The organism is Pseudomonas juntendi (assembly GCF_021560075.1).
Classification (GTDB): Bacteria; Pseudomonadota; Gammaproteobacteria; order Pseudomonadales; family Pseudomonadaceae; genus Aquipseudomonas; species Aquipseudomonas juntendi.
This window is the reverse complement of record NZ_CP091088.1, coordinates 2,782,522-2,805,441: the sequence shown is the minus strand read 5'-3', so window position 1 is coordinate 2,805,441 and position 22,920 is coordinate 2,782,522. Positions and strand designations below refer to the sequence as shown.

Annotated in this window: 20 protein-coding genes; 11 read left to right on the top strand and 9 right to left on the bottom strand. The window is 58.7% G+C overall.

Annotation, left to right across the window (positions count from 1 at the left end; all coding sequences use genetic code 11):
- Positions 1 to 399 precede the first annotated feature (399 nt).
- The 3 genes from L1P09_RS13020 to L1P09_RS13010 are packed head-to-tail and all read right to left on the bottom strand — an operon-like array spanning position 400 to position 2,820.
- Entirely contained in the window at positions 400 to 543 is a 144-nt protein-coding gene (locus L1P09_RS13020) for a hypothetical protein (RefSeq protein ID WP_235767707.1), read from the bottom strand.
- Entirely contained in the window at positions 540 to 1,595 is a 1,056-nt protein-coding gene (locus L1P09_RS13015) for a phosphotransferase (protein WP_235767706.1), read from the bottom strand. The genes L1P09_RS13020 and L1P09_RS13015 overlap by 4 nt, the downstream gene beginning before the upstream one ends.
- A 13-nt stretch (positions 1,596 to 1,608) precedes the next feature.
- Positions 1,609 to 2,820 carry an acyl-CoA dehydrogenase family protein gene (locus L1P09_RS13010; RefSeq protein ID WP_235767705.1) on the bottom strand — a complete coding sequence of 404 codons (1,212 nt, stop codon included), beginning with the start codon at positions 2,818 to 2,820 and terminating at the stop codon, positions 1,609 to 1,611.
- An 823-nt stretch (positions 2,821 to 3,643) separates the two neighbouring features.
- On the opposite strand from L1P09_RS13010, the gene L1P09_RS13005 reads away from it, so the two are divergent.
- Positions 3,644 to 3,916: a hypothetical protein gene (locus L1P09_RS13005; RefSeq protein WP_235767704.1), complete on the top strand. Its 273-nt coding sequence runs from the start codon at positions 3,644 to 3,646 to the stop codon at positions 3,914 to 3,916.
- Positions 3,917 to 4,121: 205 nt separating this feature from the next.
- On the opposite strand, the gene L1P09_RS13000 is transcribed toward L1P09_RS13005, so the two are convergent.
- The 3 genes from L1P09_RS13000 to L1P09_RS12990 all read right to left on the bottom strand — a co-directional run bounded on the left by L1P09_RS13000 (position 4,122) and on the right by L1P09_RS12990 (position 5,787).
- Positions 4,122 to 4,538 (bottom strand): RidA family protein, encoded by a 417-nt coding sequence (locus L1P09_RS13000; RefSeq protein ID WP_235767703.1) that lies wholly within the window; start codon positions 4,536 to 4,538, stop codon positions 4,122 to 4,124.
- A 12-nt stretch (positions 4,539 to 4,550) separates the two neighbouring features.
- The gene (locus tag L1P09_RS12995; RefSeq protein WP_235767702.1) at positions 4,551 to 5,384 is read right to left on the bottom strand and encodes a phytanoyl-CoA dioxygenase family protein; all 834 of its coding nucleotides are present in this window, start codon (positions 5,382 to 5,384) and stop codon (positions 4,551 to 4,553) included.
- Positions 5,385 to 5,493: 109 nt separating this feature from the next.
- Positions 5,494 to 5,787, bottom strand: a complete 294-nt coding sequence (locus L1P09_RS12990; RefSeq protein WP_235767701.1) for a c-type cytochrome — start codon at positions 5,785 to 5,787, stop codon at positions 5,494 to 5,496.
- Between the two features lie 619 nt (positions 5,788 to 6,406).
- On the opposite strand from L1P09_RS12990, the gene L1P09_RS12985 reads away from it, so the two are divergent.
- Entirely contained in the window at positions 6,407 to 8,185 is a 1,779-nt protein-coding gene (locus L1P09_RS12985; protein WP_235767700.1) for an acyl-CoA dehydrogenase C-terminal domain-containing protein, read from the top strand.
- A 35-nt stretch (positions 8,186 to 8,220) separates the two neighbouring features.
- On the opposite strand, the gene L1P09_RS12980 is transcribed toward L1P09_RS12985, so the two are convergent.
- The 3 genes from L1P09_RS12980 to L1P09_RS12970 are packed head-to-tail and all read right to left on the bottom strand — an operon-like array spanning position 8,221 to position 10,792.
- On the bottom strand, positions 8,221 to 9,324 hold the full coding sequence (locus L1P09_RS12980; protein WP_235767699.1) for an AraC family transcriptional regulator: 1,104 nt from the start codon (positions 9,322 to 9,324) through the stop codon (positions 8,221 to 8,223).
- Entirely contained in the window at positions 9,321 to 10,355 is a 1,035-nt protein-coding gene (locus L1P09_RS12975; protein WP_235767698.1) for an AraC family transcriptional regulator, read from the bottom strand. The genes L1P09_RS12980 and L1P09_RS12975 overlap by 4 nt, the downstream gene beginning before the upstream one ends.
- The gene (locus tag L1P09_RS12970; RefSeq protein WP_235767697.1) at positions 10,352 to 10,792 is read right to left on the bottom strand and encodes a hypothetical protein; all 441 of its coding nucleotides are present in this window, start codon (positions 10,790 to 10,792) and stop codon (positions 10,352 to 10,354) included. Before L1P09_RS12970 ends, L1P09_RS12975 begins: the two co-directional genes overlap by 4 nt.
- Before the next feature lie 349 nt (positions 10,793 to 11,141).
- Here L1P09_RS12970 and L1P09_RS12965 point away from each other — a divergent pair, with 349 nt between their 5' ends.
- The 9 genes from L1P09_RS12965 to L1P09_RS12925 all read left to right on the top strand — a co-directional run bounded on the left by L1P09_RS12965 (position 11,142) and on the right by L1P09_RS12925 (position 22,839).
- Positions 11,142 to 12,566 carry a DUF1329 domain-containing protein gene (locus L1P09_RS12965; protein ID WP_235767696.1) on the top strand — a complete coding sequence of 475 codons (1,425 nt, stop codon included), beginning with the start codon at positions 11,142 to 11,144 and terminating at the stop codon, positions 12,564 to 12,566.
- Positions 12,567 to 12,589: 23 nt separating this feature from the next.
- Entirely contained in the window at positions 12,590 to 14,236 is a 1,647-nt protein-coding gene (locus L1P09_RS12960; RefSeq protein ID WP_313903902.1) for a DUF1302 domain-containing protein, read from the top strand.
- A gap of 14 nt (positions 14,237 to 14,250) precedes the next feature.
- The gene (locus tag L1P09_RS12955; RefSeq protein ID WP_235767695.1) at positions 14,251 to 16,653 is read left to right on the top strand and encodes an efflux RND transporter permease subunit; all 2,403 of its coding nucleotides are present in this window, start codon (positions 14,251 to 14,253) and stop codon (positions 16,651 to 16,653) included.
- Between the two features lie 10 nt (positions 16,654 to 16,663).
- Positions 16,664 to 17,641: a WD40/YVTN/BNR-like repeat-containing protein gene (locus L1P09_RS12950; protein WP_235767694.1), complete on the top strand. Its 978-nt coding sequence runs from the start codon at positions 16,664 to 16,666 to the stop codon at positions 17,639 to 17,641.
- Positions 17,642 to 17,812: 171 nt separating this feature from the next.
- Positions 17,813 to 19,147, top strand: a complete 1,335-nt coding sequence (locus tag L1P09_RS12945; protein ID WP_235767693.1) for an NAD(P)/FAD-dependent oxidoreductase — start codon at positions 17,813 to 17,815, stop codon at positions 19,145 to 19,147.
- Positions 19,148 to 19,168: 21 nt separating this feature from the next.
- Positions 19,169 to 19,933 carry a hypothetical protein gene (locus L1P09_RS12940; RefSeq protein ID WP_235767692.1) on the top strand — a complete coding sequence of 255 codons (765 nt, stop codon included), beginning with the start codon at positions 19,169 to 19,171 and terminating at the stop codon, positions 19,931 to 19,933.
- A gap of 89 nt (positions 19,934 to 20,022) precedes the next feature.
- Positions 20,023 to 21,492, top strand: coding sequence for a flavin monoamine oxidase family protein (locus L1P09_RS12935; protein ID WP_235767691.1), 1,470 nt, complete (start codon positions 20,023 to 20,025; stop codon positions 21,490 to 21,492).
- A gap of 9 nt (positions 21,493 to 21,501) precedes the next feature.
- Positions 21,502 to 22,155, top strand: coding sequence for a c-type cytochrome (locus L1P09_RS12930; RefSeq protein ID WP_235767690.1), 654 nt, complete (start codon positions 21,502 to 21,504; stop codon positions 22,153 to 22,155).
- A gap of 33 nt (positions 22,156 to 22,188) precedes the next feature.
- Positions 22,189 to 22,839: a hypothetical protein gene (locus L1P09_RS12925; protein ID WP_235767689.1), complete on the top strand. Its 651-nt coding sequence runs from the start codon at positions 22,189 to 22,191 to the stop codon at positions 22,837 to 22,839.
- The last annotated feature ends 81 nt before the right edge of the window (positions 22,840 to 22,920 follow it).

Here is a 22,920-nt window from a genome sequence, read left to right as displayed (position 1 = left end):
TGCGACCCGGGAGGTTGCGAAAACGTTCCACCGGTTTGCCAGGCGTGGAAAGGTGGTTGCGGGCATGGCGTGACGGCGTGCAGGCGTTATGGTGGTGAGCCGCGGGACTGAGTGCGAAGTTCGGGAGTGCTGGCCGGTAACCAAGAAGGCATCAGCGGGCGAGGGTGCGTGACCACCTGGATACGAACCGTGGCTGAATCATTGACGGGAAAGGGCCGAGATATTAGCGATCTACACCATTAACTCAACTAATAGTCAGAGATAAGATCTGATCACTGTACTAAAGCGCCTGGCCTAGTAACCACGGGGTTCTAGCTGAGATGGTCGCTTAGTATGTGTACTAACCATCTGTACGGTGCCAATCTGTAGATCCCGAGGGCTGCGCGCAATTTACCCGGGCTATGGCCCAATGATCCGCGTCGATGCGATCTGGCTGGTCACCGAGCCGATGGACATGCGCGCCGGTACCGAAACCGCTGGCGAATACGACAGGAAGTAGCGGCGCCGATCATCAAAACACTGCATGAGTTCACTACCCATCATGCCTTCTCCAACTGACGAGACGTGCAGTCGCTCGAGGTAATAAGGGCCAGCCCCATTTCTGATAGTGGACGAGCCAACTCACCAATCTCGAGTGCCCGGCTACTGGATGCATTGCCCCCGACGGCGCGTTTTTTTACACCTTGGGCGATAGCGGCAAGTCGGAAGAAACTGAATGCCAGGTAGAAGTTCCAGTTTTCAATCCCCTCCAATCCCATGCGCGCACAATAGTTCGCAACATAGGTCGCCTCGCTTGGTACGCCCAAGACTTCACGGTCGAGGCCGCCCAATCCTTGGATTAGGCCGTTATTCGGCATGCGCCACTGCATGCACTGATAGGCCAAGTCGGCAAAGGGGTGGCCCAATGTGGACAGCTCCCAATCGACCACTGCCAGGATCCGTGGTTCGGTGGGATGGAACAGCAAATTGTCTATGCGATAGTCGCCATGCACCAGACTTATGCGGCCGTCTTCTGGAGGTACCAACAGGGGTAACTGCTCAATCAACTGGTCCATGGCCGGGTTGATGTCGGTTTCGCTTGCCTGGTATTGCTGTGTCCAGCGCACGATTTGCCGTTCGAAGTAGTTTCCGGCCCGGCCATAATCACGCAGCCCGATTACGTCGACGTCCAGGCGGTGCATTGCTGCCAAGACGCGGTTCATTTCGTCGTAGTAAGCAGCCCGTTGATCGGGCTCGATCTCAGGCAGTGCTGGGTTCCAGAAAATTCGTGCTTCAACATATGACATGAGGTAGAAGTCACTGCCGATGATGCTCGCGTCCTCGCAGAGGTGGTAGGCATCGGCTACCGGCACATCGGTATGTTTGAGTGCTTGCATCACTCGGAACTCGCGGTCGATGGCGTGAGCGGACTTCAGCAGCTCTCCCCATGGCTTACTACGCAGCACGTAATCGACGCCGCTTGTGCGCAACCGGTATGTCGGGTTCGATTGGCCTCCGGCAAACTTTTCCAAGGTGACTGGCCCGTTGAAACCGGGCAAGACGGATTCTAGGTAAGCACAGAGGCGCTCGCTGTCGATGTCTGCGATTTGGGTCATGGTGTTCAATTCCTCAAGCCGTGTAGCGTTTGATGACAGCTTTACCCAAAGCAGCCATGTGCACCTGGTCAGGACCATCGGCCAAGCGGACGGTCCGGGCATAAGCGAAGGCGCGCGGGAGGAAGCTGTCTTGGCAAACACCCAGGGCGCCATGCGCCTGAATGGCTCTGTCGATAACCTGCTGGGCCATGGTCGGCGCGACGATCTTGATCATCGAGATCAGATCCCGAGCGTCCTTGTAGCTTGTACGGTCCATCTTGTCGGCAGCTTTCAAAGTCAGGAGGCGCGCTTGTTCGATATCACACAGCGACCGCGCGATATCTTCGCGAATCGATCCTTGCTCAGAAAGTTTCTTACCGAACGCGACCCGCTGCTCCACCCGGGAACACATCAGTTCCAAGGCCCGCTGAGCGCAACCGATGAGGCGCATGCAGTGGTGGATACGGCCGGGGCCCAAGCGACTCTGCGCAATCTCGAAACCCTGTCCGGCTTCGCCAATTCTGTTGCTGACCGGGACGCGCACGTTGTCAAAGAGGATTTCAGCATGCCCATGGGGTGCATCGTCGTCACCGAATACCCGTAGCGGGGGGAGGGTCTTAAGGCCAGGGGTATCCATGGGCACGATGACTTGCGTCTGCTGACGATGCGGTGGAGCGTGCGGGTCAGTCTTACCCATAACGATCAGGAATGCGCAGCGAGGATCTGGCGCGCCGGTGGTCCACCACTTGTGACCGTTGATGACATAGTCGTCACCATCCTGCTCAATGCGGCATTCGATGTTGGTTGCATCGGAGGAGGCGACGGCAGGCTCAGTCATCGCGAAAGCAGATCGTATTTCGCCATTGAGCAACGGCTGCAGCCACTGACGCTTCTGTGCCTCGGTCCCGTAGCGGGCCAGCAATTCCATATTGCCGGTATCCGGCGCATTGCAATTGAAAACTTCCGGACCGATCAGCGAGCGCCCCATGATTTCGGCCAGCGGAGCATATTCCAGGTTGGTCAATCCAGAACCGTAATCATCGAACTCCGCTAAAAACAGGTTCCACAGCCCTGCACTCCGAGCCCGAGTCTTGAGTTCCTCCATTACTGGTGGAATAACCCAGCGGTTAACTGAGCGGTCAATGTAGTCGTGGTACTCGTGCTCCGCCGGATAGACGTGTTCCTCCATGAACCTCTCGAGCCGGTTGATGAGATCCTGGACCTTTTGACTGTATTCAAAATGCATACCGCTATTCCTCAAGGGGGACAAGCTGACGTGGGATAATCACATCGATAATTAACGGGTCTGGCGAAGTTCTAAGGCACGAGATCTTTATGAATGCAGGTCCATTAATGTTCTGAATTCATTATCTGTCTCTTAGCCCGCCAATGTGTTTGGCTAAGAAAGTATTTGGCGCAGGCGTCGGCTCGGGCTAGATCTCAATGCCATCAGTAATGGGTTTGAGGATGTCGGCGAGACTGGAAATCAAATAGATCGGCCATGGATAAATTGGACTGTTACGCACGACCTGGCCTGACGAATACAGAGTGCCTGTGATCAATAGCGTGACGACACCGATAAACGCGATTCGACGCATTGACGTCTCCGAGCTCAGCAAACGGCTGGCTGCTGTTTTTTTATGAGTCGCAAGAGTCTAAATGGAGTGGTAGCGCGAATACTTAACCGATCACGCCAAAAATTAGGCAATTCACGAACGATCACTAGCGAGGGTCAAAGCTACCTTTGACCCTCGTATCTGAATTTGGGCTGCATCCCTCAGAGGCCATCGCAAATACGCAGATTGCGTCGAACCACAGTCGTGTTCCTAGCGGATGCCAGAAGGCGTCGAGGGATCACAGCAACTGGCTGGATTATTGCTAACGGACAGGTTCTGACTGAGCGTCCAACGGTCGAAAACCGTCGCAGGAGATGCTCAGCAGGTTGCCGGAGGCGTTCAGCCTGGTGAGTCAGGCTCGAGGAGAGTTGTTGAACATTGCCGTATTGGTTAAACCATATAAAATTTCATTTGTTATTTAAAATTTCCCCCACGCAACATGAGGTGCTACCCATGAGCATACTGAAAGTGATTGCCGTTGCATCAATCATCTTCGCACCGGTTGTTTACGCCGAAGATAAGCCTGCTTCGACCAGCTGTTCGGCGAAAATCACTCAACTCGAATCCATCGAGCGCTCAGAAGGGACAGGGCAACAGAGTGGCGTTGCTTCCGATATTCGCAGGCTCATCAAGCAGGCGAAGGAAGCCAATGCCAAGGGTGATGAGAAAGCTTGCATGAGCGCCGCCAACAGAGCGCTGAAGCTGTATAACACGGCGTCGGAGTGAATTTACCTGGCAGCAGCTCAGGCGCACCTAGCCCGAGCCGGACGGTTATTGGTCCGGCTTGGACGGCTAAGCGTCTGGATGACTGACTTGGATGTGTTCATGCGGCTGGGCTGCAGCCAGCTCAGAGAAATCGAGCGTGGATTACATCTGCTTGGCGACAAGCAGAGCATTCCACGCCCGTTTCAACCAGGCATCAGTGCTGTACCTACGCTTCGCCACAACCTGCCACTGCCACAGCGCGAATTTCCACTACCAATTCTGGCAGTGCCAACTCTGTAATGCCGACTGCCGTCCAGGAAGGATAACGCGAGGGAAAGTACTGATCCTTGATGCTGGCAAATATCGGCATGTCATCGCGCAATTTCGTATGGAAGGTTGTCAGTTCAACGACATCGCCCAGACTCGCTCCGGCGGCTTCCAATACTGTGGCCAGTGACTTGAAAGCGAGATGCGTTTGTACTGCCACGTCGCTCCCCGGTTTCATCTCGCTGTCTATACCGACCTGCCCCGATACCCATATCAGGTCCCCCACGCGGGTGGCCTGGGAGAAGTGAAACTGATCGTAGAACGCTTGGGTTGGCGGCGGATTGATGGACTGGCGCTTGAGGTGTTGAGTGCTCATGGTGACTCCTGCTCAGACAACTTTGCGGAACGTGGGATGACGGAAAGGGGTGCCAGCAGAGAGGTGTTTCAACTCTTCAGTGAACAACACGCCTTGCTCCGGGTACCCCGCTTTGCTATCGCTTGGCAACGGCTTGAAAGTGGCATCGTCGCCAAAGAAGCGGAAAACGAAGGTATGACGGCTGGGGAAGTCACTATCTACGGGGGCGCCGCCATGCAGAGAGCCTGGGTGCAGCAAGATCACGTCACCAGGTTCGGTAGCCCACGAGAGAATGTCGTAAGCCCTTGGATTAAGCTTCCGCTCAGCCTCTATATCTGGCAGCCGAGGAAGGACGCCGTTGTCATGCAGTGGTTGCGTCGGATCATCTGGATCGGTAAACGTAGTGCCATCGTAGCGTGGCCCTCTATGTGAGCCGCGGATGATTTCCAACGCATTGCGCTGCGGGACTGATTCGAAGCTGATCCAGGCATTTCCCCAGTGCTCACCTGCCCAAGGCAAGTAGGATGTGTCTTGGTGCCAGAGAGTGCGTGAACCTTGTCCCCCCGCTTTGAGAAACACCTCCTCAGCGAAGTACCAGACATTTCTTGAGCCCCAGATCTGAGAGAAGAGGCTGCCCAGGGGAAGCGAATCGACAAGCGCTTCTAGCCTTTGCTTGGCCTGTGGGTTGGCGTTGTCCACATGAGACTGCTGAGTTGTTCCGGAGAACATCCGGGTGGCGTGCGGGCCATGATTCTCAACCGACCAGTCATAAGCCTCTCGACAGCGGGCCAATTGCTCCTCGTTCAGGAGACCTTTGACCAACACTGCACCGTCGTCATGGAAAGCCTTGCGTATCGAGTCTTGCATGAGCGTCCTCCCGGGACTTTTTTTGTAGGTACCAGGGAGGCTAGCAATCACTCAGATTTATGACAACGGGAGTTATGCAAATATGTGTTTACTGCGAGAAATGGCTGGATCAAGGTTTGGACATCCAGTCGATCACCGCTGCGTAATCCTCCGCCGTGCAGTCCATGCACAATCCACGGGGCGGCATTGAGCTGAAGCCCTCAGTGACATGTTTGACCAGCACATCCTTGCCTTGAGCCAGCCTTGGCTTCCAGGCTTCGGCATCACCTTTCTTGGGGGCCATGGGTAGCTGGCCGTTGTGGCACATCTGGCAACTGCGATTGAACACGCTCTCCGGCGACTGTGCTGCGTGGACAAGGGACGTCAGTGTCAGACAGACGGAAAATACCAAGGCTTTTTTCATTGTCATGCTCTCAGGCGCTGCTTTTAGATATCAGCTGTTATTTTAAATTGAAGGTGCTTCACCTGCAACATCTTGACGCAGCTCTGTGATCCCTCTGCACACCCACCTCCTGCGCGAGGAGCGCTATCCCTGACCTAACTGCAGATCCAGTCGCAGGGGCGCATCCATAAAATCATGCCGCGAGCTTTGCGCTGCTGCTTGAAGCCGCAAGGCCTCGTCAGTCTGGTGACAGAGGACGCAATCGAGTGGGTGGTCGGCTGCGGTCGGCGCGGACAGGCCTGCCAGCCGTTGCTATGCAGCCTCTGACAATCCGACGTGCCCAAGGCTTTAGGCTTTGTTGCTCTCGATTTTGCCGTGCGTGATGCGCACTTGAATCCCGGCACCCATTGCGGTGCTCAGCCGGCTGACGGCAGATTTCTACGAGGGGTGGCGAGCCGATAAATCGCTGGAGACGGCTAACGCGTAGCCGAAAGGGCATTGCCAACAAGCATTTCCACAAATTAGCATAACAGTGGTTGTCTTTAATCGGCGCCCGTTCCAGCGATAACAGTAATCCGGTTGCCCCGTGAGCGCTTCGTTCCCGGGATGCGCATCACCCAAGTCATTTTCGAGAAATGCCATGTCTGATTACCAAGCACCATTGCGGGATATGCAATTCATCCTCAACGAAGTATTCAAGGCCAGTAAACTTTGGGGTCAGTTTCCTGCTCTGCACGACTTTATCGACGCGGACACAGCCGAAGCGATCCTGAACGAGGCAGGCAAATTCGCATCTGAGGTACTGGCACCGCTGAATCGATCCGGTGATGAGCAAGGCTGTCAGTGGAAAGACGGGCTGGTAACGACACCTGAAGGGTTTGTAGCAGCCTATAAGGCCTTTTCCGAGGGCGGATGGGGCGGAGTTGCAGGGGATGCCAGCCATGGCGGAATGGGCATGCCGAAGATGCTCTCGACACTGGTCGATGAAATTGTCAATGCAGCCAATCTGTCATTCGGTTTGTACCCCATGCTGACCGCTGGCGCCTGTTTGGCAATCAATGCGCACGCTAGCGAGACGCTGAAGGGTCAGTACCTTTCAAGGATGTACAGCGGTGAGTGGGCAGGCTCCATGTGCCTGACCGAACCGCATGCGGGAACAGACCTGGGCATCATCCGTACTCGCGCCGAGCCGCGAGCGGATGGCAGCTTCGCTATAAGCGGTACCAAAATCTTCATTACCGGTGGTGAGCAGGACCTGACCGACAATATCGTGCATCTGGTATTGGCTCGGCTGCCTGATGCTCCTGCCGGTCCGAAGGGTATCTCGCTGTTCCTGGTACCCAAGGTATTGAGCAATGATGACGGCTCATTGACCGAGAAGAACAACCTGAGCTGTGGATCTCTTGAGCACAAGATGGGCATCAAGGCGTCCGCGACCTGTGTGATGAACTTCGATGGCGCCCAAGGGTGGTTGGTCGGCGAGCCCAACAAAGGCCTGGCTGCGATGTTCACCATGATGAACTACGAACGCCTGGGCGTGGGCGTTCAAGGCCTGGCAACCGGCGAGCGTTCCTATCAAAGTGCGATCAGCTATGCCCGTGATCGTATCCAGGGCCGGGCCTCGAGTGGGCCTGTCGACGGGCAGCAGATTGCCGATCCGATTATCGTCCACGCCGATGTACGCCGCATGCTGCTCACCATGAAAGCCTTGAACGAAGGCGGGCGTGCATTCTCCAGCTTTGTCGCCATGCAACTGGACACGTCCAAGTACAGCGAAGACGCCGAGGTGCGCAAGCGCGCAGAAGCGCTTGTCGCATTGCTGACGCCGGTCGCCAAGGCATTCCTGACCGATATGGGACTGGAAGCCACCTTACACGGGCAACAAGTGTTTGGCGGGCATGGCTATATTCGTGAATGGGGCCAGGAGCAATTGGTGCGTGACTGCCGTATCACCCAGATCTATGAGGGTACGAATGGCATTCAGGCGTTGGATCTGCTCGGCCGCAAGATTCTGGGAACGGGTGGCACCGCCGCGAAAACCTTGATCGACGAGGTGTTGGACTTCATCCATTCGGCGCCACCGACACTGGCCGAATTTACCGCACCATTGAAAGCTGCGGTGCTCAATCTCGAGGAGTTGACGGCCTGGGTCATGGATCGCGCCAAGAGCGATTCAAATGAAGTCGGTGCAGCCTCGGTCGAGTATCTGCATGTCTTTGGATACACCGTCTACGCCTACATGTGGGCGCGAATGGCTCATGCGGCGCTGCCAAAAGTGGGTCAAGACGACTTCTACGCAAGCAAGTTGGGTACCGCGCGCTTCTATTTTGCCCGCCTGCTACCACGGATCCATTCATTGATAGCCTCCGTGAAAGCCGGGAGTGAATCGCTGTATCTGCTGGACAGTACGCAGTTCTGAGCCATGCGCCTGGCAACAACGTTGCCAGGCCGCCTTTACTCTGCAGCGGCAAGGCCGTTGTAGTTTTTTCGATCTCGGAGCAAGCGCGGTTGCCTGGCCAGCCCGGTTTTTCGTTGCCACTGGAGCGGGGTGAGGCCAAACCAGCGATGAAAGGCTCTGCTGAAACCACTTGAGTCTGCATATCCCAGAAGCGTCGCCAGCCTGCTCATGCTGATGGCAGGGTCATTCAGATAGTGCTGGGCTATTTCCTGGCGCACTTCATCCAGAAGCTGCTGGAAGGAAGTGCCTTCGGCAAAGAGTTGGCGTTGCAAGGACCGTGGATTCATAACCATCCAGCTGGCGGCCTTGTCCACAGTCGCACGGCCGCTGGGAAGCAGGTGGCGTAGCAGTTGCTTGATGGAACCAGGGAGTGCCGCGCTGGACAACCGCTCCATCCGACCTATGTGTTTTTCCAGTAACTGGTGCAATGCAGTGTCCTTGGCGTTCAGTGGCAACGACAAGACATCCCGTGGAAAGACCAGGCCAGTGTAGGACGACGAAAACATCGGACGTGAGCCAAGGATGCTCTTGTAGTCCTGCTCGCAGCCAAGTGGCGCATGAGTAAAAGCCACATGATCAGGTTGCCATTCGTCACCAATCATCGCACGTAACAGTTTCAGGGCGACCGCGCACATCAGCTCTGCGGCCTGGAACTGCCCGGGGCCGTATTGCCCGGGCGTTGAAAACTCAAGGCAGACCAGCTCGCGTGCGGGCAGGAGTTCCATACTGACCGCACCATTGAAGACCGCGTAGTTGTCCTTGAGCTCCAGCAGTGCTTCGCCTACCGATTGGCTGCTACCAATCAGATAGAGCATGTCACCGAATACCGCTAGCCCTTGGTGCATCCCGAACCGTAAACCGAACAGGGCATGCTCGGCATGTTGTGCGCACAGATCCAGTAAGCTGCAGTAACGTTGGTAGGCGAGGATCTGCTGGGGGGATTGTTCCACATCCGCAGGTAAAGACAGCAGCCGCAGCATTGCCGCCGGCCTTAGTCCTTCATTACTGGCGAATTCGGTAAATTTGCTGAGCGCCAGCGCACGTATGAATGAGCCAGTGGTCGTGCTGCGCTCGCTGGTGGTGGCGGATACCGCTTTCATGGCGGGGATACCTCGTGGACATCCAGCGCAGCCAGTTGCCCTGTCCGTTTCAGTTGCCGCCATTTTTGCGGGCTGACGCCGTGCCAGCGGGTAAACGCCCGGGAGAAAGCGCCTAAGCTGGTATAGCCAAGCATCTCGGAAAGCTGTGTCAGGTTCACGGAGGTGTCACAGAGATAACGCTTGGCCATAGCTTGTCGGGTGTCGTCCAGCAAAGCCTGGAAGTGGGTGCCCTCAGCTTGCAGGTAACGCTGCAGGGTCCGCGGGCTGAGCGCAAGCTGCCCGGCTACCTGTTCAAGGCTGGTCTGCCTGTCGCAAAGGCCATGGCGCATTAACCGTTGCACATGGGCGGGCAGTTCGCTCAGGGTGAGATTCGCAAGGTCGTCATAGTGGTTCTTCAGTAACACCTGCAGTCCAGCATCACGCTCACCGAGCGCATGGGCCAGCAGGGCGTGATCGAAGACCCAGGCATTGACCGTGCTGTCGAAGCGCGGAGTGATGTCCAGCAAGGCTCGGTAAGTGTTCAGTCGGGCGCCCGCAGCATGGCGAAGCAGAAGCTCCTGTGGTTTCCAGGCTCGTCCTAAGAGGCTTTCCATGATCCTGGTGCCGAGTGCCATGGCAAGTTCGACGGTCTGCCGGGTGACCGACACGTTTGAGTCTATCACGTCATAGAGCAACCAGGCTTGGTTACCCCGCTGCTCAAGCCTCAGTTCTGCGCCGTTGCTGTGTGTAGGGAAATAGCGGATCAGTGCCTGCAACGCATCGCCGACGGTGTGAGCGCTGCTTATCACATAGTGCAGCGTGCCTAGCGCCGAGAGCCCTTGCTGCAAACCAAGCTGCAGGCCGAACAGCGCATTGCCGGACCTGTGCGACGCCAGTTCCAGAAGTGCGACAAAGCACTCACCGCTGAGCGGCAAGTCGGTCCGGCCTTCCATCACACCTGCCTCTTCAAGCAGCGCGCGGGCGTCCAGGCCCTGGCGGGTCGAGAACTCGTCGAAACCGAGCAGGGCGATGTCGAGGACGAAAGAAGTCATGTCGAAGATTCTGGCCTGGCGATGCGCATGCAGCGCCTGAGGTAGTGATGGGTCATCGTAACAGCTGTCCACCACCCAGGAACATGGCTTTCCAGGGTGTCATGACAAGCCTGTTTTGTGGCGCGATATGTGAAGCACTCAGGAATGTCGCCCGTCAGACTCGAAGGCGACGCACAAACAAAAACAAACTCTGCTGCGGCAAAGCGCTGATTACGGAGATCGTCATGACTCGAGTGCTTATCGTCATTGTGTTCGCTGTGCTTGGTGCAGGTAGTGTCTACCTGTCGACCATGGGCGCTTCTGCGAGCCCTGGCATCACCCCTCACGTTTATCCAGTTGCCGGAATCGGGGATGTTTTTCGGCATTAGGGCAACAGGCTGACTAAGTGTTGCCTTGAGCAAAGCCTGTCTACGTAATTCAGCGCCCATTGTGGCCATCCGCCTATCTCCTTTGCTCGAAAACGCATACCTGCCACCGCTCGGAATCGCTCGGGGCTAGAGGGGCGGAGCGATCTCCTGCGGAATTAAAGTAACAAGTGTTCCGTAATTGCACACGTTGCTGCCAGGCGTGCTTCAGTGGAGGGCATCTGGGTGGACAGGTAGCACATATCAACTGTTATAAGAATTATAAGCTACTGAATTAATTGATAAAAAAATTTTGGCAAAAAATTTGCTTTCTACCATTTTGTGGTTGCCATCTGACCATGATTTCGAAAAAAACCAGCCGTGAATTTTGCCTCGAACGGGGCAAGCCGAGCGGTCGCCAAGAGCACGTGAGGAACCTCGCATGAAAGATGTGATTCAGCGCCTTGATGTTGCAACTTCCATTGTCTGCAGGGGGCGGTCTTTGACACTGGCGCTTGCGGCGCTGGCCGCCTGCGGCGCAGTACAGGCTGCGCAGAACGATGCTTCGCAGTTGGGCACGAAACTGACGCCACTGGGCGCTGAAGTTGCCGCCAGTGCCAATGGCGTGATTCCCGCCTGGGCGTCACCGGGCAAGCAGGACACAGGCTGGAGCTATGGGCAGGTGCGTGGGCAGGCCTGGAAGTTCAAGGATGACAAGCCGCTTTACAGCATCACGGCAGCAAACGTGGCGCAGTACGCCAAGCAGCTTTCTCCGGGGCAGTTGGAGCTGTTCAAGAAAATTCCCGATTACCGCATGGATGTCTATCCGACCCGACGTACCTGCGGTGCACCGGACTTCGTCGTGGACAACACGCGCAAGAATGTCGGTTTCGCCACGCTCGACGGCGACGGAGTTGCGCTGCAGGACGCTCATGTTCCCGGCATTCCGTTCCCCATGCCGACAACCGGCGCCGAGGTTATGTGGAACATGAAAATGCGCTACCGCGGTGTCGGCTTCGACATGTCCAAGACAGTTTCCGGTCTTTCGCCACGTCCCGGTGCCGGGAGCTGGTTGCGCACCTCGACCGACTGGTTCATGTACACCCCTTGGGGGCAAAAGGGCAGTGCGCTGTTCTCCTCGTTCGACCGACTCGAGGTTGCCACCTATTTCTCCTACAACGAGCCCGCCGCATTGGCTGGTCAGGCCGGGGTGGTCACGACCAAAGCGGGCGAACAGGCGAGCACCTTCTACTACTTCCCTGGCCAGCGCCGGGTCCGTCGCATGCCGTCCTATTCCTATGACGCGCCCCAGATCGGCCTGGACAACCAGTACACCATCGACGAGTCGAACATCTTCTTCGGCCCAATGGACCGCTTCGACTGGAAACTGATCGGCAAGCAGGAGCTGCTGGTGCCCTACAACTCGTTCGGTGCCTATGACGCATCGGCCCGTATCGAGGACGTTGCGCAGCAGAACGCCTTTGCGCCGCAGTATCGCCGCTACGAACTGCACCGGGTCTGGGTCGTCGAGGCGACCGTGCGCCAAGGCATGCGCCACCAGGCGCCCAAACGTATGTTCTATATCGACGAAGATAGCTGGAACGGTCTGGTGGCGGTCGACTACGACAAGCAGGGGCAGATCTGGAAAGTCCGCGAGGGCTACCCCATCCCTGTCTACGAGACCGGCACCTGCGATATGGAAGCCCAGGTCCAATACAACCTGGTGGACGGTCGCTACCTCTACGACATGACCTCCATCGGCGTCGGCAAGAAAGACCATCGCTGGCTCACCGAGGATGCCGGCAACCCACGCCTGAAGCGTGACTTCTACACCTCGGACAACTTGCGCGCCATCAGCGAACGTTGAACTTTCCTACTTCGAGCGCCGACATGAAAACAACAATCACAAAAGCTTCAGGCTTTGCTATTGCGTGCATGACTCCCCTGGCAATGGGGTTCACCTTCGAGACCGAGTCCATTCGAGGCTCGTTCGATTCGACAATCTCCTACGGCATGGGTATCCGCACCGAGTCCCAGGGTTGCAACCTGATCAACCAGGGTGCCAGCGGGCATCATCCGCCCAGCGGTTGCCTGGCACAGACCTCGGGTATTGGTGACCAGGGCGACCTCAACTACGACAAGGGCGACCTGTTCACCCATTACCTAAAAGGCACCCATGAACTGCTGCTGAAGATGCCGGAAGACTTCACTTTCATGGCTCGCGGAAGCTGGATCCGCGACTTCGCAGCCACCGATACCAGTGGCGCCTTGTCGTTCAACACCCCTGATGGCGTCGGCAAGGACGGGCTGACCAGTGCCGCTCGCGATGAGATGGAATTCAAGGCTCGCCTGCTCGACCTTTGGGTGAGCAAGGGCTTCGATGTCGGCGAGCAGCGGGTTCGCGCCCGCCTGGGTAACCAGGTGATCAACTGGGGTGAGAGTCTGTTCGTGCAAGGCGGTATCAACAACACCAATGCCTATGACATCCAGGCGCTCTCGCGCCCGGGCGTGCAATTGAAGGAAGCGGTACTCCCGGCGCCGATGCTGAGCCTGGCATCGGGTCTCGGTAGCGGGGTCAACATCGAGGCCTATTACCAGTTCGCCTGGAACAAGAGCGAGGTGCCACCCGTGGGCAGCTACTGGTCTTACACCTCGGCGCTGGGCAGAGGGATGAAGACTTACGGGTTCGACGACAAGGATGCCCGTGACAGTGGGCAATGGGGCGTTTCGCTCCGTTGGCAGCCACAGGACAGCGACCTGAACGTCGGCCTGTACGTATTGCGCTACCACGACAAGCTGCCCTCGTTGACCATGCGTTTGCTGGATCCGGACACCTTCGCCTTGTCGCAGAAGTGGGAGTATCCGGAAGACCGCATGCTGTACGGCATCAGCGCGAACATGCCGATCGGCGACTGGGCGGTGGGGACCGAGCTGTCCTACCGGCCCAAGGACGCCGTGCCACTCAACCCGGTGCTGGATTTGTGCAGCAACAATGGCGGCAAGTGCTGGAAGGACGAGAAGAAGCTCCAGTGGCACCTCACCGGGCTTTACAGCATGACGCCGTCCAACTCGCCCACGCTGCTCGATTTCACCGGCGCCAGCACGGGTACGTTGCTGACCGAGTTGGTGGTCATCAAGTACCCGGGGCTGCACCGTAGTTACGACGGCGAAATCATCGCCGCGGGTGGCAACACCTGGCAGCTGGACCCGGAGACGGCGCCGAAGGCTCGGGGTGACAAGACCTCATCTGGGATCAACCTGGACTTCAGCCTGACCTATGACGGCACCTTGGTGCCAGGCTGGCAGGTGACGCCTGGGATCTTCTACTCGCGTTCCCTCGGTGGGCGAACGCCCAACCTGTCGGCGACATTCACCGAAGATGCCAGCAGCATGAACCTCTACCTCAATTTCGTGCGTAACCCCGCCAGTTGGCAGGTGTCGTTCAACTACGCCAAATTCATGGGCGGCGACACGCCGTATGACCAGTTGTTCCGTGATCGCGACTACGTAGGTGTCGTCGTTTCGCGCACCCTGTGAGGCCTGCTGTGAACATGTCTATTCAGATCAAGGAATCACCACCACGCGGCCTGTTGGCGCGCATCGAGGTATGGCTGTTCGGGCATCGCGGCTGGGTGCTGGCGATGCTCGCGTTGTTCACCCTGGGAATGGCCTGGTTCGCCGTGCAACTACGCATGGACGCGGGCTTCGAGAAGCAGTTGCCGATTGGCCATGAATACGTCGAGACATTCAAGCAGTATCGTGCTGACCTGCTCGGCGCAAACCGTCTCACCATCGTGGTCAAGGCGCGCAATGGGACCATATGGACTGAAGCAGGCTTGCGGCGGCTGGCCGATGTGACCCAGGCAGTCACCTTCCTGCCCAGCGTTTCGCGCAGCAGCGTGCGTTCGCTCTGGACGCCGAATGCCTTTGTCAACGAAATCACGGAGGAGGGCTTTCGTGCCGATCCGCTGGTGCCGGGAACGGTGACTCCCGAGCGGCTGGATGCCACCATCATTGGGCGCATTGCTGACTCCACCGCTCAGGGCGGGTTCATCGGCACCCTGGTTTCCCGAGACCAGACCAGCGCGATGATCACTGCCGAGCTCAACGAGTACGATGCCGATGGCCATCACCTGGACTATGTGGCCTACAACCGTGTACTGGAGCAACAGTTACGGCAGCCGTTCGAGGATGCCGATTTCGAAATCCAGATGATCGGTTTTGCCAAGCAGATTGGCGATATCGCCGATGGAGCGGCGGCGGTGCTGGATTTCTGCTTGCTGGCCTTGTTGCTGACGGCGGCGGCGGTGTACTGGTACTGCCACTCGCTGCGCTTCACGCTGCTGGCGCTGGGTTGCTCGTTGACCTCGCTGGTCTGGCAGTTTGGTAGCTTACGCCTGCTGGGTTACGGCCTCGATCCACTAGCGGTGCTGGTGCCGTTTCTGGTCTTCGCCATTGGCGTTTCCCATGGTGTACAACAGATCAACTACATCGTCCGCGAGATCGCCGATGGCAAGCCCGCCTCACAGGCCGCACGCTCAAGCTTCCGCGGGTTGCTGATCCCCGGCACCTTGGCGCTGGTTACCGCCCTGGTGTCCTTCGTCACCTTGCTGCTGATCCCGATCCCCATGGTACGCGAACTGGCGATCACCGCCTCGCTCGGCGTCGCCTACAAGATTGTCACTAACCTGGTGATGCTGCCGTTGGTGGCTTCGATGCTGAAGGTCGATGCACGCTATGCCGCCGCGGAGGAAGTGTCGCGCCAACGGCGGTCGCGCTGGCTGGAAGGCCTGGCGAGGCTGGCGCAGTGGCGCAATGCCCGCTGGGTTTTGGTGGTTGCCGTGGCCGTATTCGTCATGGCTGTGTGGCAAAGCCATGACCGGGTGGTCGGTTCGCTTCAGGCCGGGGCGCCCGAACTGCGGGAGGATTCACGCTTCAATCGCGATGCGGTGGCCATCGCCGGCAACTATGACATCGGCCTTGACTGGCTGAGCGTGGTCTTCGAGGTACGGCCAGGGCCGGATGGCAGCGCCAACGCTTGCGAGGATGTTGCGCTCGGGCAATACCAGGACCGCTTCGTCTGGGCCATGGAAGGGGTGCCCGGAGTGCTCTCCGTGGCGTCGTTCTCGTCAGCGATGCGCCAGTTCAACGAAGGCTACAACGAAGGCAACCCGAAGATGAGCGCGGTGCCCATCGACCCGATGAACTATTCGTCTCTGGCCGCCGAGGTGGGGCGCCTGCCTGGCCTGATGCGCACCGATTGCAGCATGACCGCGGTACACCTGTATCTGGCTGACCACAAGGCCACCACCATCTCCCGGGTGATCGATGCAGCGAAGGCATTTCGCAGTGCCTACCCATACCCTGGCATTGCCGTGCGCCTGGCGTCAGGCAATGCTGGGGTAATCGCGGCGATCAACGAGGAGGTCGAAAAGAGTGAAACGCCGATGCTGCTCTATGTGTATGCCGCGATCGCCTTGTTGGTGTTCATCGTCTACCGCGACCTGAGAGCGGTGCTGGTGTGCTGTTTGCCGCTTACGCTCGGCACCTTCATCGGTTACTGGTTCATGAAGGAGCTGCAGATCGGTCTGACCATCGCCACTCTGCCGGTGATGGTCCTGGCAGTGGGCATCGGTGTCGACTACGCGTTCTACATTTACAACCGCATCCAACTGCACCAGGCCCATGGCGTGGCCATCACCACCGCAGTTGCCAGCGCCCTGCGCGAAGTCGGGATCGCGACCATCTTTACCGCACTCACGCTCGCAGTCGGCGTGGCGACCTGGTCGTTCTCCGAGCTCAAGTTCCAGGCCGACATGGGCAAGCTGCTGGCCTTCATGTTCATGGTCAACATGGTCATGGCCATGACGGTGCTACCCGCGTTCGCCGTCTGGCTGGAGCGGGTGTTCCCACGCAAGCGCCCGGTGCGCATGGTCGGCGCGCTGACCCATTGAGGAGAATGACATGCACTACCTGAAACGGGTCATGGGCATCGCCCTGCTAGCGGCCATGCCTATGGTCGCGCCTTGGGCTGCGGGATTGGAAGCGGTGCCGGCGGCACCTGCTGCCAATGCCGCGCAGGCCATGATGCTGGGTGCGGGCAAAGCGGGGGAGCGGGTGGTGGCCGTTGGTGACCATGGCATGGTGCTGCTTTCTAACGACCAGGGGCGCAGCTACCGGCAGGCCGGCGGCGTACCGTTGTCAAGCACGTTGACCGCTGTTAGCTTCGTCGATGCCGAGCACGGCTGGGCCGTTGGCCACTGGGGCACGATTCTGGCCAGCGAAGATGGCGGTGACAACTGGACGATGCAGCGCGTCGACAGTGATGTCGACCGCCCGCTGTTCGCCGTACATTTTTTCGATCGCCAGCAAGGCGTAGCGGTGGGGCTGTGGTCGCTGATACTGACGACCGACGACGGTGGGCGCACCTGGACCGAACGCCCCTTGCAGCCCCAGCCCGGTAGCAGTCGCGCCGACCTCAACCTGCTGAGCCTGTTCAGCGATAGGCGGGGGGGCGTCTATGCCACCGCCGAACATGGCAAGTTGCTGCGCTCGGATGACCAGGGCAAGACCTGGCGTTATCTGGAAACTGGTTACCAAGGCTCGCTGTGGAGTGGTGCCGTGCTGCCTGATGGCCGCCTGCTGGTGGGCGGACAGCGCGGTACCTTGTTGCTGGGCACGCCGGACGCAAGTGCGTGGCAACGTATACCTCTGACCAGTCGTAGCTCCATTACTGCCATACAGGCAGAGGGCAAGCACGTACTGGTGGCGGGTCTTGACGGGTTGCTGGTAACCAGCCAGGACGGCGGCGCTACCTTCGACGAGGCGCACAGCGACGATGGCGTTTCGCTGACTGCTGCTCTGATGCAGGGCGACGGCCGCACCTTGTTGTTTTCCCGCCATGGCGTGAGCGAAATGTCTTCAGGTCAAAAAGCTCGCTGATCCCGCCTGGCCGCACCGTTCTCAATCGGTGCGGCCGCGCTTGTTCAAGCCTGCAGCTACTGATCAGCACCTGATGACGAATACGTGTAAAAATCAACATAACAACTGTTGCGTTAAATAGGGCGCAGCAGTAGAGTCTGACCAAACAACAACAAATTTCGGAGGCAAACCATGTCCGAGCCCAGCAGCAACGTTGACAAGTTCCGCCTTCTTGGTGGGTGGGTCGAACAACCGAACGACCTGCAGCCAGAGCTCGAAGGTGACATCAATGCCGATGTGATCATCGTCGGCGCAGGCTTCGCCGGGCTGTCCACTGCCCTGGAACTCACCGCACTCGGTGCCAGCGTCGTGGTCCTTGAACAGGTATTTGCGGGCTTTGGAGCCAGTGGTCGCAATGCCGGATATCTTGCCGGCAGCATGGGCGTCGAGTTCGAACTGTTCCACAAGCGGCTCGGCGTGGATCAGGCCACCAAAGTCGTGTCTTTTTACGATGAAGGGGTGGTTTACGTTGAACGACGGCTGCGTGAGCTGGCCATCGATTGCGACTACCTTCCCAGCGGTGTCATCCGTGCGGTGATCCATCCCTCCCAGGAAAAGAGGCTGCGCCACAGCATGGCGCTGGGCCAGGAGCTGGGTTCGGTTACACGGTTCGTGGATCGTGACGAAATGCGCGCTCGCGGTATCCCGCCTGCGTTTCTTTTCGGTTGTGTTCAGCATGGTGGCACGCTCGATCCTGGGAAATACGTCATGGGCTTGCGCCGGGCGGCTTTGCAGGCAGGTGTTCGCTTGTTCGAACAGACCAAGCTGTTGTCCTACAGTGACGGCCCAATCATTACCTGCCGAACCGAGAAAGGCTCGGTAAGCGCGCCGGTCATGGTCCTGGCCACCAATGCCTATACGCCTCAACTGGGTTTGCTGCGTGACAAGGTCACGCCGCTGCGGGTCTCGGCCATCGAGACGCAGCCGCTCACCGCTGCGCAGCTGGACACTTTGGGTTGGCAAGGCAGGGAGGGCATCGTGACCCCCCACTGGACCATGGAAAGCCACCGCCTCACCGCGCGCAACACCCTCCTGATAACCACCAAACAACTGGGTTACGCCTATGGCTCGCAGACCCCGAACGAGCCTGATGGGGCCGCGTATGCGGCTTTGAAACAAGCCCTGAACGACCGTTTTCCGTCTTTGCGCGACGTGGGTGTCGATAAGTGCTGGAGCGGTTACATCAGCCTGGCGTACGACGCATTGCCCGTGGTGGGCGAAACCGGGCCGCACCGCAATATCTACTACACGGCGGGTTGCTCGGGGCATGGCGTTGGCACCCAATCGCTGATTGGCTTCCTGCTGGCGGAACGTATCGGGGGCATCGAGCAGCCCTTGCTCACGGCACTGCGCCACAAGACCCCCTCGACGCTTCCCGAACCTTTGCAGTGGTGCGCGGTGAAGGCAGCCCTGGCGGGTGTAAACCTGCTCGACAACGCTCTGAACCGGCGGGCGCGCGCGTCGTAATTGATGCCAGGCGCCTGCCGCTTGCTGCGCGGCGCCTCGCCGATTTTTCTGTGCCTTTGCGGAGAAGCAATGAACAACTATTCAAATGGGGCCGCGCGTTTCACAGCCTGGGCCTCAATCATCGGCGGACTGTTTGCCTACCTCAACGTCGGATTCATGCTGATGGTGACCAAGGGCGATATGGCCGTGACGCTGCAGGGTGCGACCATGCTGACCCTGCCGGCGGAGGCCAGGCAGTATTTCCGGTTGTCGATGTTCGCCGACATCCTGGGTTTCTACCTGCCACTGTTGGCGTTAGGGGCCTATTTCTGGCGTGAATTTCGCGATGAGGCAGGTGCGCTCGGGGACATGGCTGCGTTGGCCATCGACACCTATGTGGTGCTTGGCGTAACGGGTGCGGGTCTTCAGCTTTCGGTGCTCAACCCTCTGGCCGAGTTGCACCTGACCGGAAGCGAGGCCCTGCAGGCTGGCGCCGAGGCGGCCTGGACCACCATTGCAGTGGGTAGCCAGCGTGGGCTGTGGTGGTGCGAAGGCCCTGTGGTCCTGTTCTGGGGAATTGTCTTGGGGCGCCATTTGAAGAATGCCGCGTGGGGCAGCTCGGTTCTGCTGCCGCTAAAGGTGGTGGGCTGGTGCTTCGGCTTGTATTTCGTATCCGGCTTTTTTGCAGCCTTGGATCCGTTGACCAATGCCTTGCTGGTGCTCGTAGTACTGATCTTCCCGTTCTGGATGGTGTTGTTCGGGTTGCAGTTGCGACGTCGGGCACTGCGCCTGCCACTGGGCGCCTGAACGCTAACGCTCCATCCCTTGCTTGCTGGATCTGAAGCGCCACGCAGTGGCGCAGCACAATCGAACAACAATAGTGTGAGGCTCCCTTTATGGCTGAAAAGCCTACCTCCAAATCAATGGATCTCAAGCGCCGGCAGTTGCTGAAGTTCGCTGGCGCCACCGCAGCCGTCGGCGGCCTTGGGCTGCATGTTGGCCTGGCCAGAGCTGCGCAGGGCGACGATGAGGACATTCTGGATATCGCCATCATAGGCGCCGGCATGGCCGGGCTCACGGCGGCCCGCGATCTGCTGAACGCCGGGTGTCGCTCATTCCAGGTGCTGGAAGCCCGTGAGCGGGTCGGCGGTCGGGTGCTCAACTACGACCTGGGCTCGGGTTACATCTCTGAAGTCGGTGGGCAGTGGATCGGGCCCGGCCAGACGGCCGTCGCCGACCTGGCCCGTGAACTTCAGGTCGACACATTCCCGACCTACTACCAGGGAAAGACCGTGGTTCTTGGTGGGGAAGGGCGGGTGGAGATCGACCTGCAAGGCACCTTCGGTACAGATGAACGCATCGGCGCCAAGCTCAGCGAGCTGTCCAGATCGGTGCCATCTGGTAAACCTTGGACTTCCTCCAAGGTCAATGAACTGGACAAGCTCTCCGCAGGGGAGTGGCTTGCGCAACAGGATATCAAGCCTGAAGACAGGTCTGGCTGGGACACCAGCTTCATGCTCACCTGTGGCGTCGCGCCGGCCAAGATGGGGCTGCTGCACTTCCTATCGATGATCAATTCGGCAAACTCCGATTACATGAAGCTGGACTCGATCAAGGACAGCGCCCAAGGCACTCGTTTCGTTGGCGGTTCGCAGATACTGTGCACCCGCATGGCCGAGCAGTTGGGCGACCGGGTGCGCCTGGCATGCCCGGTGCGAGCGATCAGCGAGTGGGACCGCGACATCGTCACGTTGCACACTGACCAAGGGTTGATCCGGGCCCGGCGGGTCATCGTTGCGATCCATCCGGCCCTGTGCAATCAAGTACGCTTCGAACCCGCGCTGCCAGAAGGGCGAGCGGCGCTGCAGCGTGCCTGGCCGGCCCACAGCCCGGCGCGCAAGACGGCGATGGTCTACAAGCGGCCATTCTGGCGCGACAAGGGGCTGAACGGCCACACCATGCAGGTCAAGGGGCCACTGCTTTGGGCCTGGGACAACTCCCCACCCACCGGTGAAATCGGTGTGATCAACGCCTTCGTCGTCAATGCAATGCTGCCCTCCGACCACCAGGCTGCGCAGCAGGTCTTGACAGAAATCTACGCCCGTTCCTTGGGTGAGGAAGCCTTGCAACCGGTCGGCTACCACGATCATGACTGGGGGCTGGCAGACCCTTGGAGCCTCACCTGCGTGTCGGCGATTCCTCCCGGCTTCTGGAGCGCCCATGGCGAATCGTTGCGTCCGCCGTGCGGCAACCTCATCTGGTCGGGCACTGAAACTGCCGATATCTGGGCCGGGTACATGGATGGCGCTGTGCGTTCAGGTCATCAAAGTGCACTGCAGGCGCTTGCTTCGCTACGTCGGGCATAGGGAACAGCGATGAAAAAGAAATTGTTGTGGGGTGTGGCGGTGTTGCTGGTCGCCCTGCTGGCATTGTTCGGCCGTGACCTGCTGGGCTTCTACCACCTGGTCACCTACATCGACAGCACTACCCAGGCCTATGAAGCGGACGGTCCTTGGCCCCAGACGGCCGATACCTGCTACAGCTGTCATGGGCAGCGCGGGAGCTCGCAGCACCAGCGTTACCCCAGCCTGGCGGGGCAGCCCGCCGATTACCTGAAGGCGCAGTTGCACAGCTTTGCCAATGGCACTCGTCATTTCCCGAACATGCAGCCGCTGGCGATGAGCCTCAGTGACGCTGAAGTCGACCAACTGGCCAACTACTACGCCCGCCAGACGCCCATGAATAACCACACGTTCCAGCCTGATCCTGGCCTGCGCCAGCAAGGCGAGAAACTGGCCAAGGCGGGTGCATGTGCTGCCTGCCATGGCGAGAAACTGATGGGTCAGAGCGCATTCCCGCGCCTGGCAGGCCAAGGCGCCGACTACTTGCTAGTACAGCTGGACGCCTTTGCCCAGGGCAGACGGATCGATCCAACCGGTGCGATGACGGCGGTTACCCAGACCCTCTCGGCGCAGGACCGCAAGGCGCTGGCGCACTACCTTGCCGCCTTGGCGGCTACCCCGAAATAAAGCCTTCATACCTACAAGAAAGAGACTTGAGCTATGGAAACCAAAGATGTTCTTGCGTTGCTCACTTGCGTCCTCCTGGTGGTATCCGGGAGCACCTACGGCATCAAGTTCCTGCGCAGAGGGAACTTCCTGCTGGGCCTGGAATGGTTGATCGTGGCATTTTCCGGCACCAACTTCCTGATCTATCTGCTGACCCAGTCGCACATCCCCTACGCTATTTCGTATTTCTGCGATGCTTTCTCCCGCGGCTTCGGCATCCCGATCGTCACAGTGCTCGGCCTGATGGCCGTCACCCATGGCTTCCGGCCTTCGGCAGGCAAGGACGCGCTGATTTTCGCCATCACTTTTGCCTGCACGTTCGTGATGATCAAGGCTGATTTCATGGTCAAGCCGCTTCCCTACTTCTACGTCATCATGTGGGCTGGCTACACGGTCTACCTGGCGTACTTCATCAGCCGTCTGGCGATGGTCGGCGAGTACCTGCATGCATTCGGGGTCACGGTGGCGGCGATGCTGGGGCTGCTGGTGGCCTGCATCTATGACTTCTACCCCATACCTGGGGACGACACGAAGGCAGTGTTCATGTCGATAGCACTCGCCAGTTGGTCGTTCATGATGATCCAGTTGTACTACGCGCTCTTCGCTTTGCAGCGGGCAAAACGCCAAGCGGTGCCAGCGCACTGACACGCCTTGTTTTACATGCCGAGGTCGTTCGCGCGGCCGCAGTTTGCAGTCGCAGCGATCCAAGAGATCCACCAGGAGTGC

What these genes read in the sequence shown, in the direction of transcription:
- L1P09_RS12965 (WP_235767696.1), top strand. Translation starts at nt 11,142, where the DNA reads ATGAAAGATGTGATTCAGCGCCTTGATGTTGCAACTTCCATTGTCTGC.
- L1P09_RS12955 (WP_235767695.1), top strand. Translation starts at nt 14,251, where the DNA reads ATGTCTATTCAGATCAAGGAATCACCACCACGCGGCCTGTTGGCGCGC.
- L1P09_RS13015 (WP_235767706.1), bottom strand. Translation starts at nt 1,595, where the DNA reads ATGACCCAAATCGCAGACATCGACAGCGAGCGCCTCTGTGCTTACCTA.
- L1P09_RS12935 (WP_235767691.1), top strand. Translation starts at nt 20,023, where the DNA reads ATGGCTGAAAAGCCTACCTCCAAATCAATGGATCTCAAGCGCCGGCAG.
- L1P09_RS12930 (WP_235767690.1), top strand. Translation starts at nt 21,502, where the DNA reads ATGAAAAAGAAATTGTTGTGGGGTGTGGCGGTGTTGCTGGTCGCCCTG.
- L1P09_RS13020 (WP_235767707.1), bottom strand. Translation starts at nt 543, where the DNA reads ATGATGGGTAGTGAACTCATGCAGTGTTTTGATGATCGGCGCCGCTAC.
- L1P09_RS12985 (WP_235767700.1), top strand. Translation starts at nt 6,407, where the DNA reads ATGTCTGATTACCAAGCACCATTGCGGGATATGCAATTCATCCTCAAC.
- L1P09_RS12975 (WP_235767698.1), bottom strand. Translation starts at nt 10,355, where the DNA reads ATGACTTCTTTCGTCCTCGACATCGCCCTGCTCGGTTTCGACGAGTTC.
- L1P09_RS13010 (WP_235767705.1), bottom strand. Translation starts at nt 2,820, where the DNA reads ATGCATTTTGAATACAGTCAAAAGGTCCAGGATCTCATCAACCGGCTC.
- L1P09_RS12970 (WP_235767697.1), bottom strand. Translation starts at nt 10,792, where the DNA reads ATGGCCACAATGGGCGCTGAATTACGTAGACAGGCTTTGCTCAAGGCA.
- L1P09_RS12950 (WP_235767694.1), top strand. Translation starts at nt 16,664, where the DNA reads ATGCACTACCTGAAACGGGTCATGGGCATCGCCCTGCTAGCGGCCATG.
- L1P09_RS12925 (WP_235767689.1), top strand. Translation starts at nt 22,189, where the DNA reads ATGGAAACCAAAGATGTTCTTGCGTTGCTCACTTGCGTCCTCCTGGTG.
- L1P09_RS12960 (WP_313903902.1), top strand. Translation starts at nt 12,590, where the DNA reads ATGAAAACAACAATCACAAAAGCTTCAGGCTTTGCTATTGCGTGCATG.
- L1P09_RS13000 (WP_235767703.1), bottom strand. Translation starts at nt 4,538, where the DNA reads ATGAGCACTCAACACCTCAAGCGCCAGTCCATCAATCCGCCGCCAACC.
- L1P09_RS12995 (WP_235767702.1), bottom strand. Translation starts at nt 5,384, where the DNA reads ATGCAAGACTCGATACGCAAGGCTTTCCATGACGACGGTGCAGTGTTG.
- L1P09_RS12990 (WP_235767701.1), bottom strand. Translation starts at nt 5,787, where the DNA reads ATGAAAAAAGCCTTGGTATTTTCCGTCTGTCTGACACTGACGTCCCTT.
- L1P09_RS12945 (WP_235767693.1), top strand. Translation starts at nt 17,813, where the DNA reads ATGTCCGAGCCCAGCAGCAACGTTGACAAGTTCCGCCTTCTTGGTGGG.
- L1P09_RS12980 (WP_235767699.1), bottom strand. Translation starts at nt 9,324, where the DNA reads ATGAAAGCGGTATCCGCCACCACCAGCGAGCGCAGCACGACCACTGGC.
- L1P09_RS13005 (WP_235767704.1), top strand. Translation starts at nt 3,644, where the DNA reads ATGAGCATACTGAAAGTGATTGCCGTTGCATCAATCATCTTCGCACCG.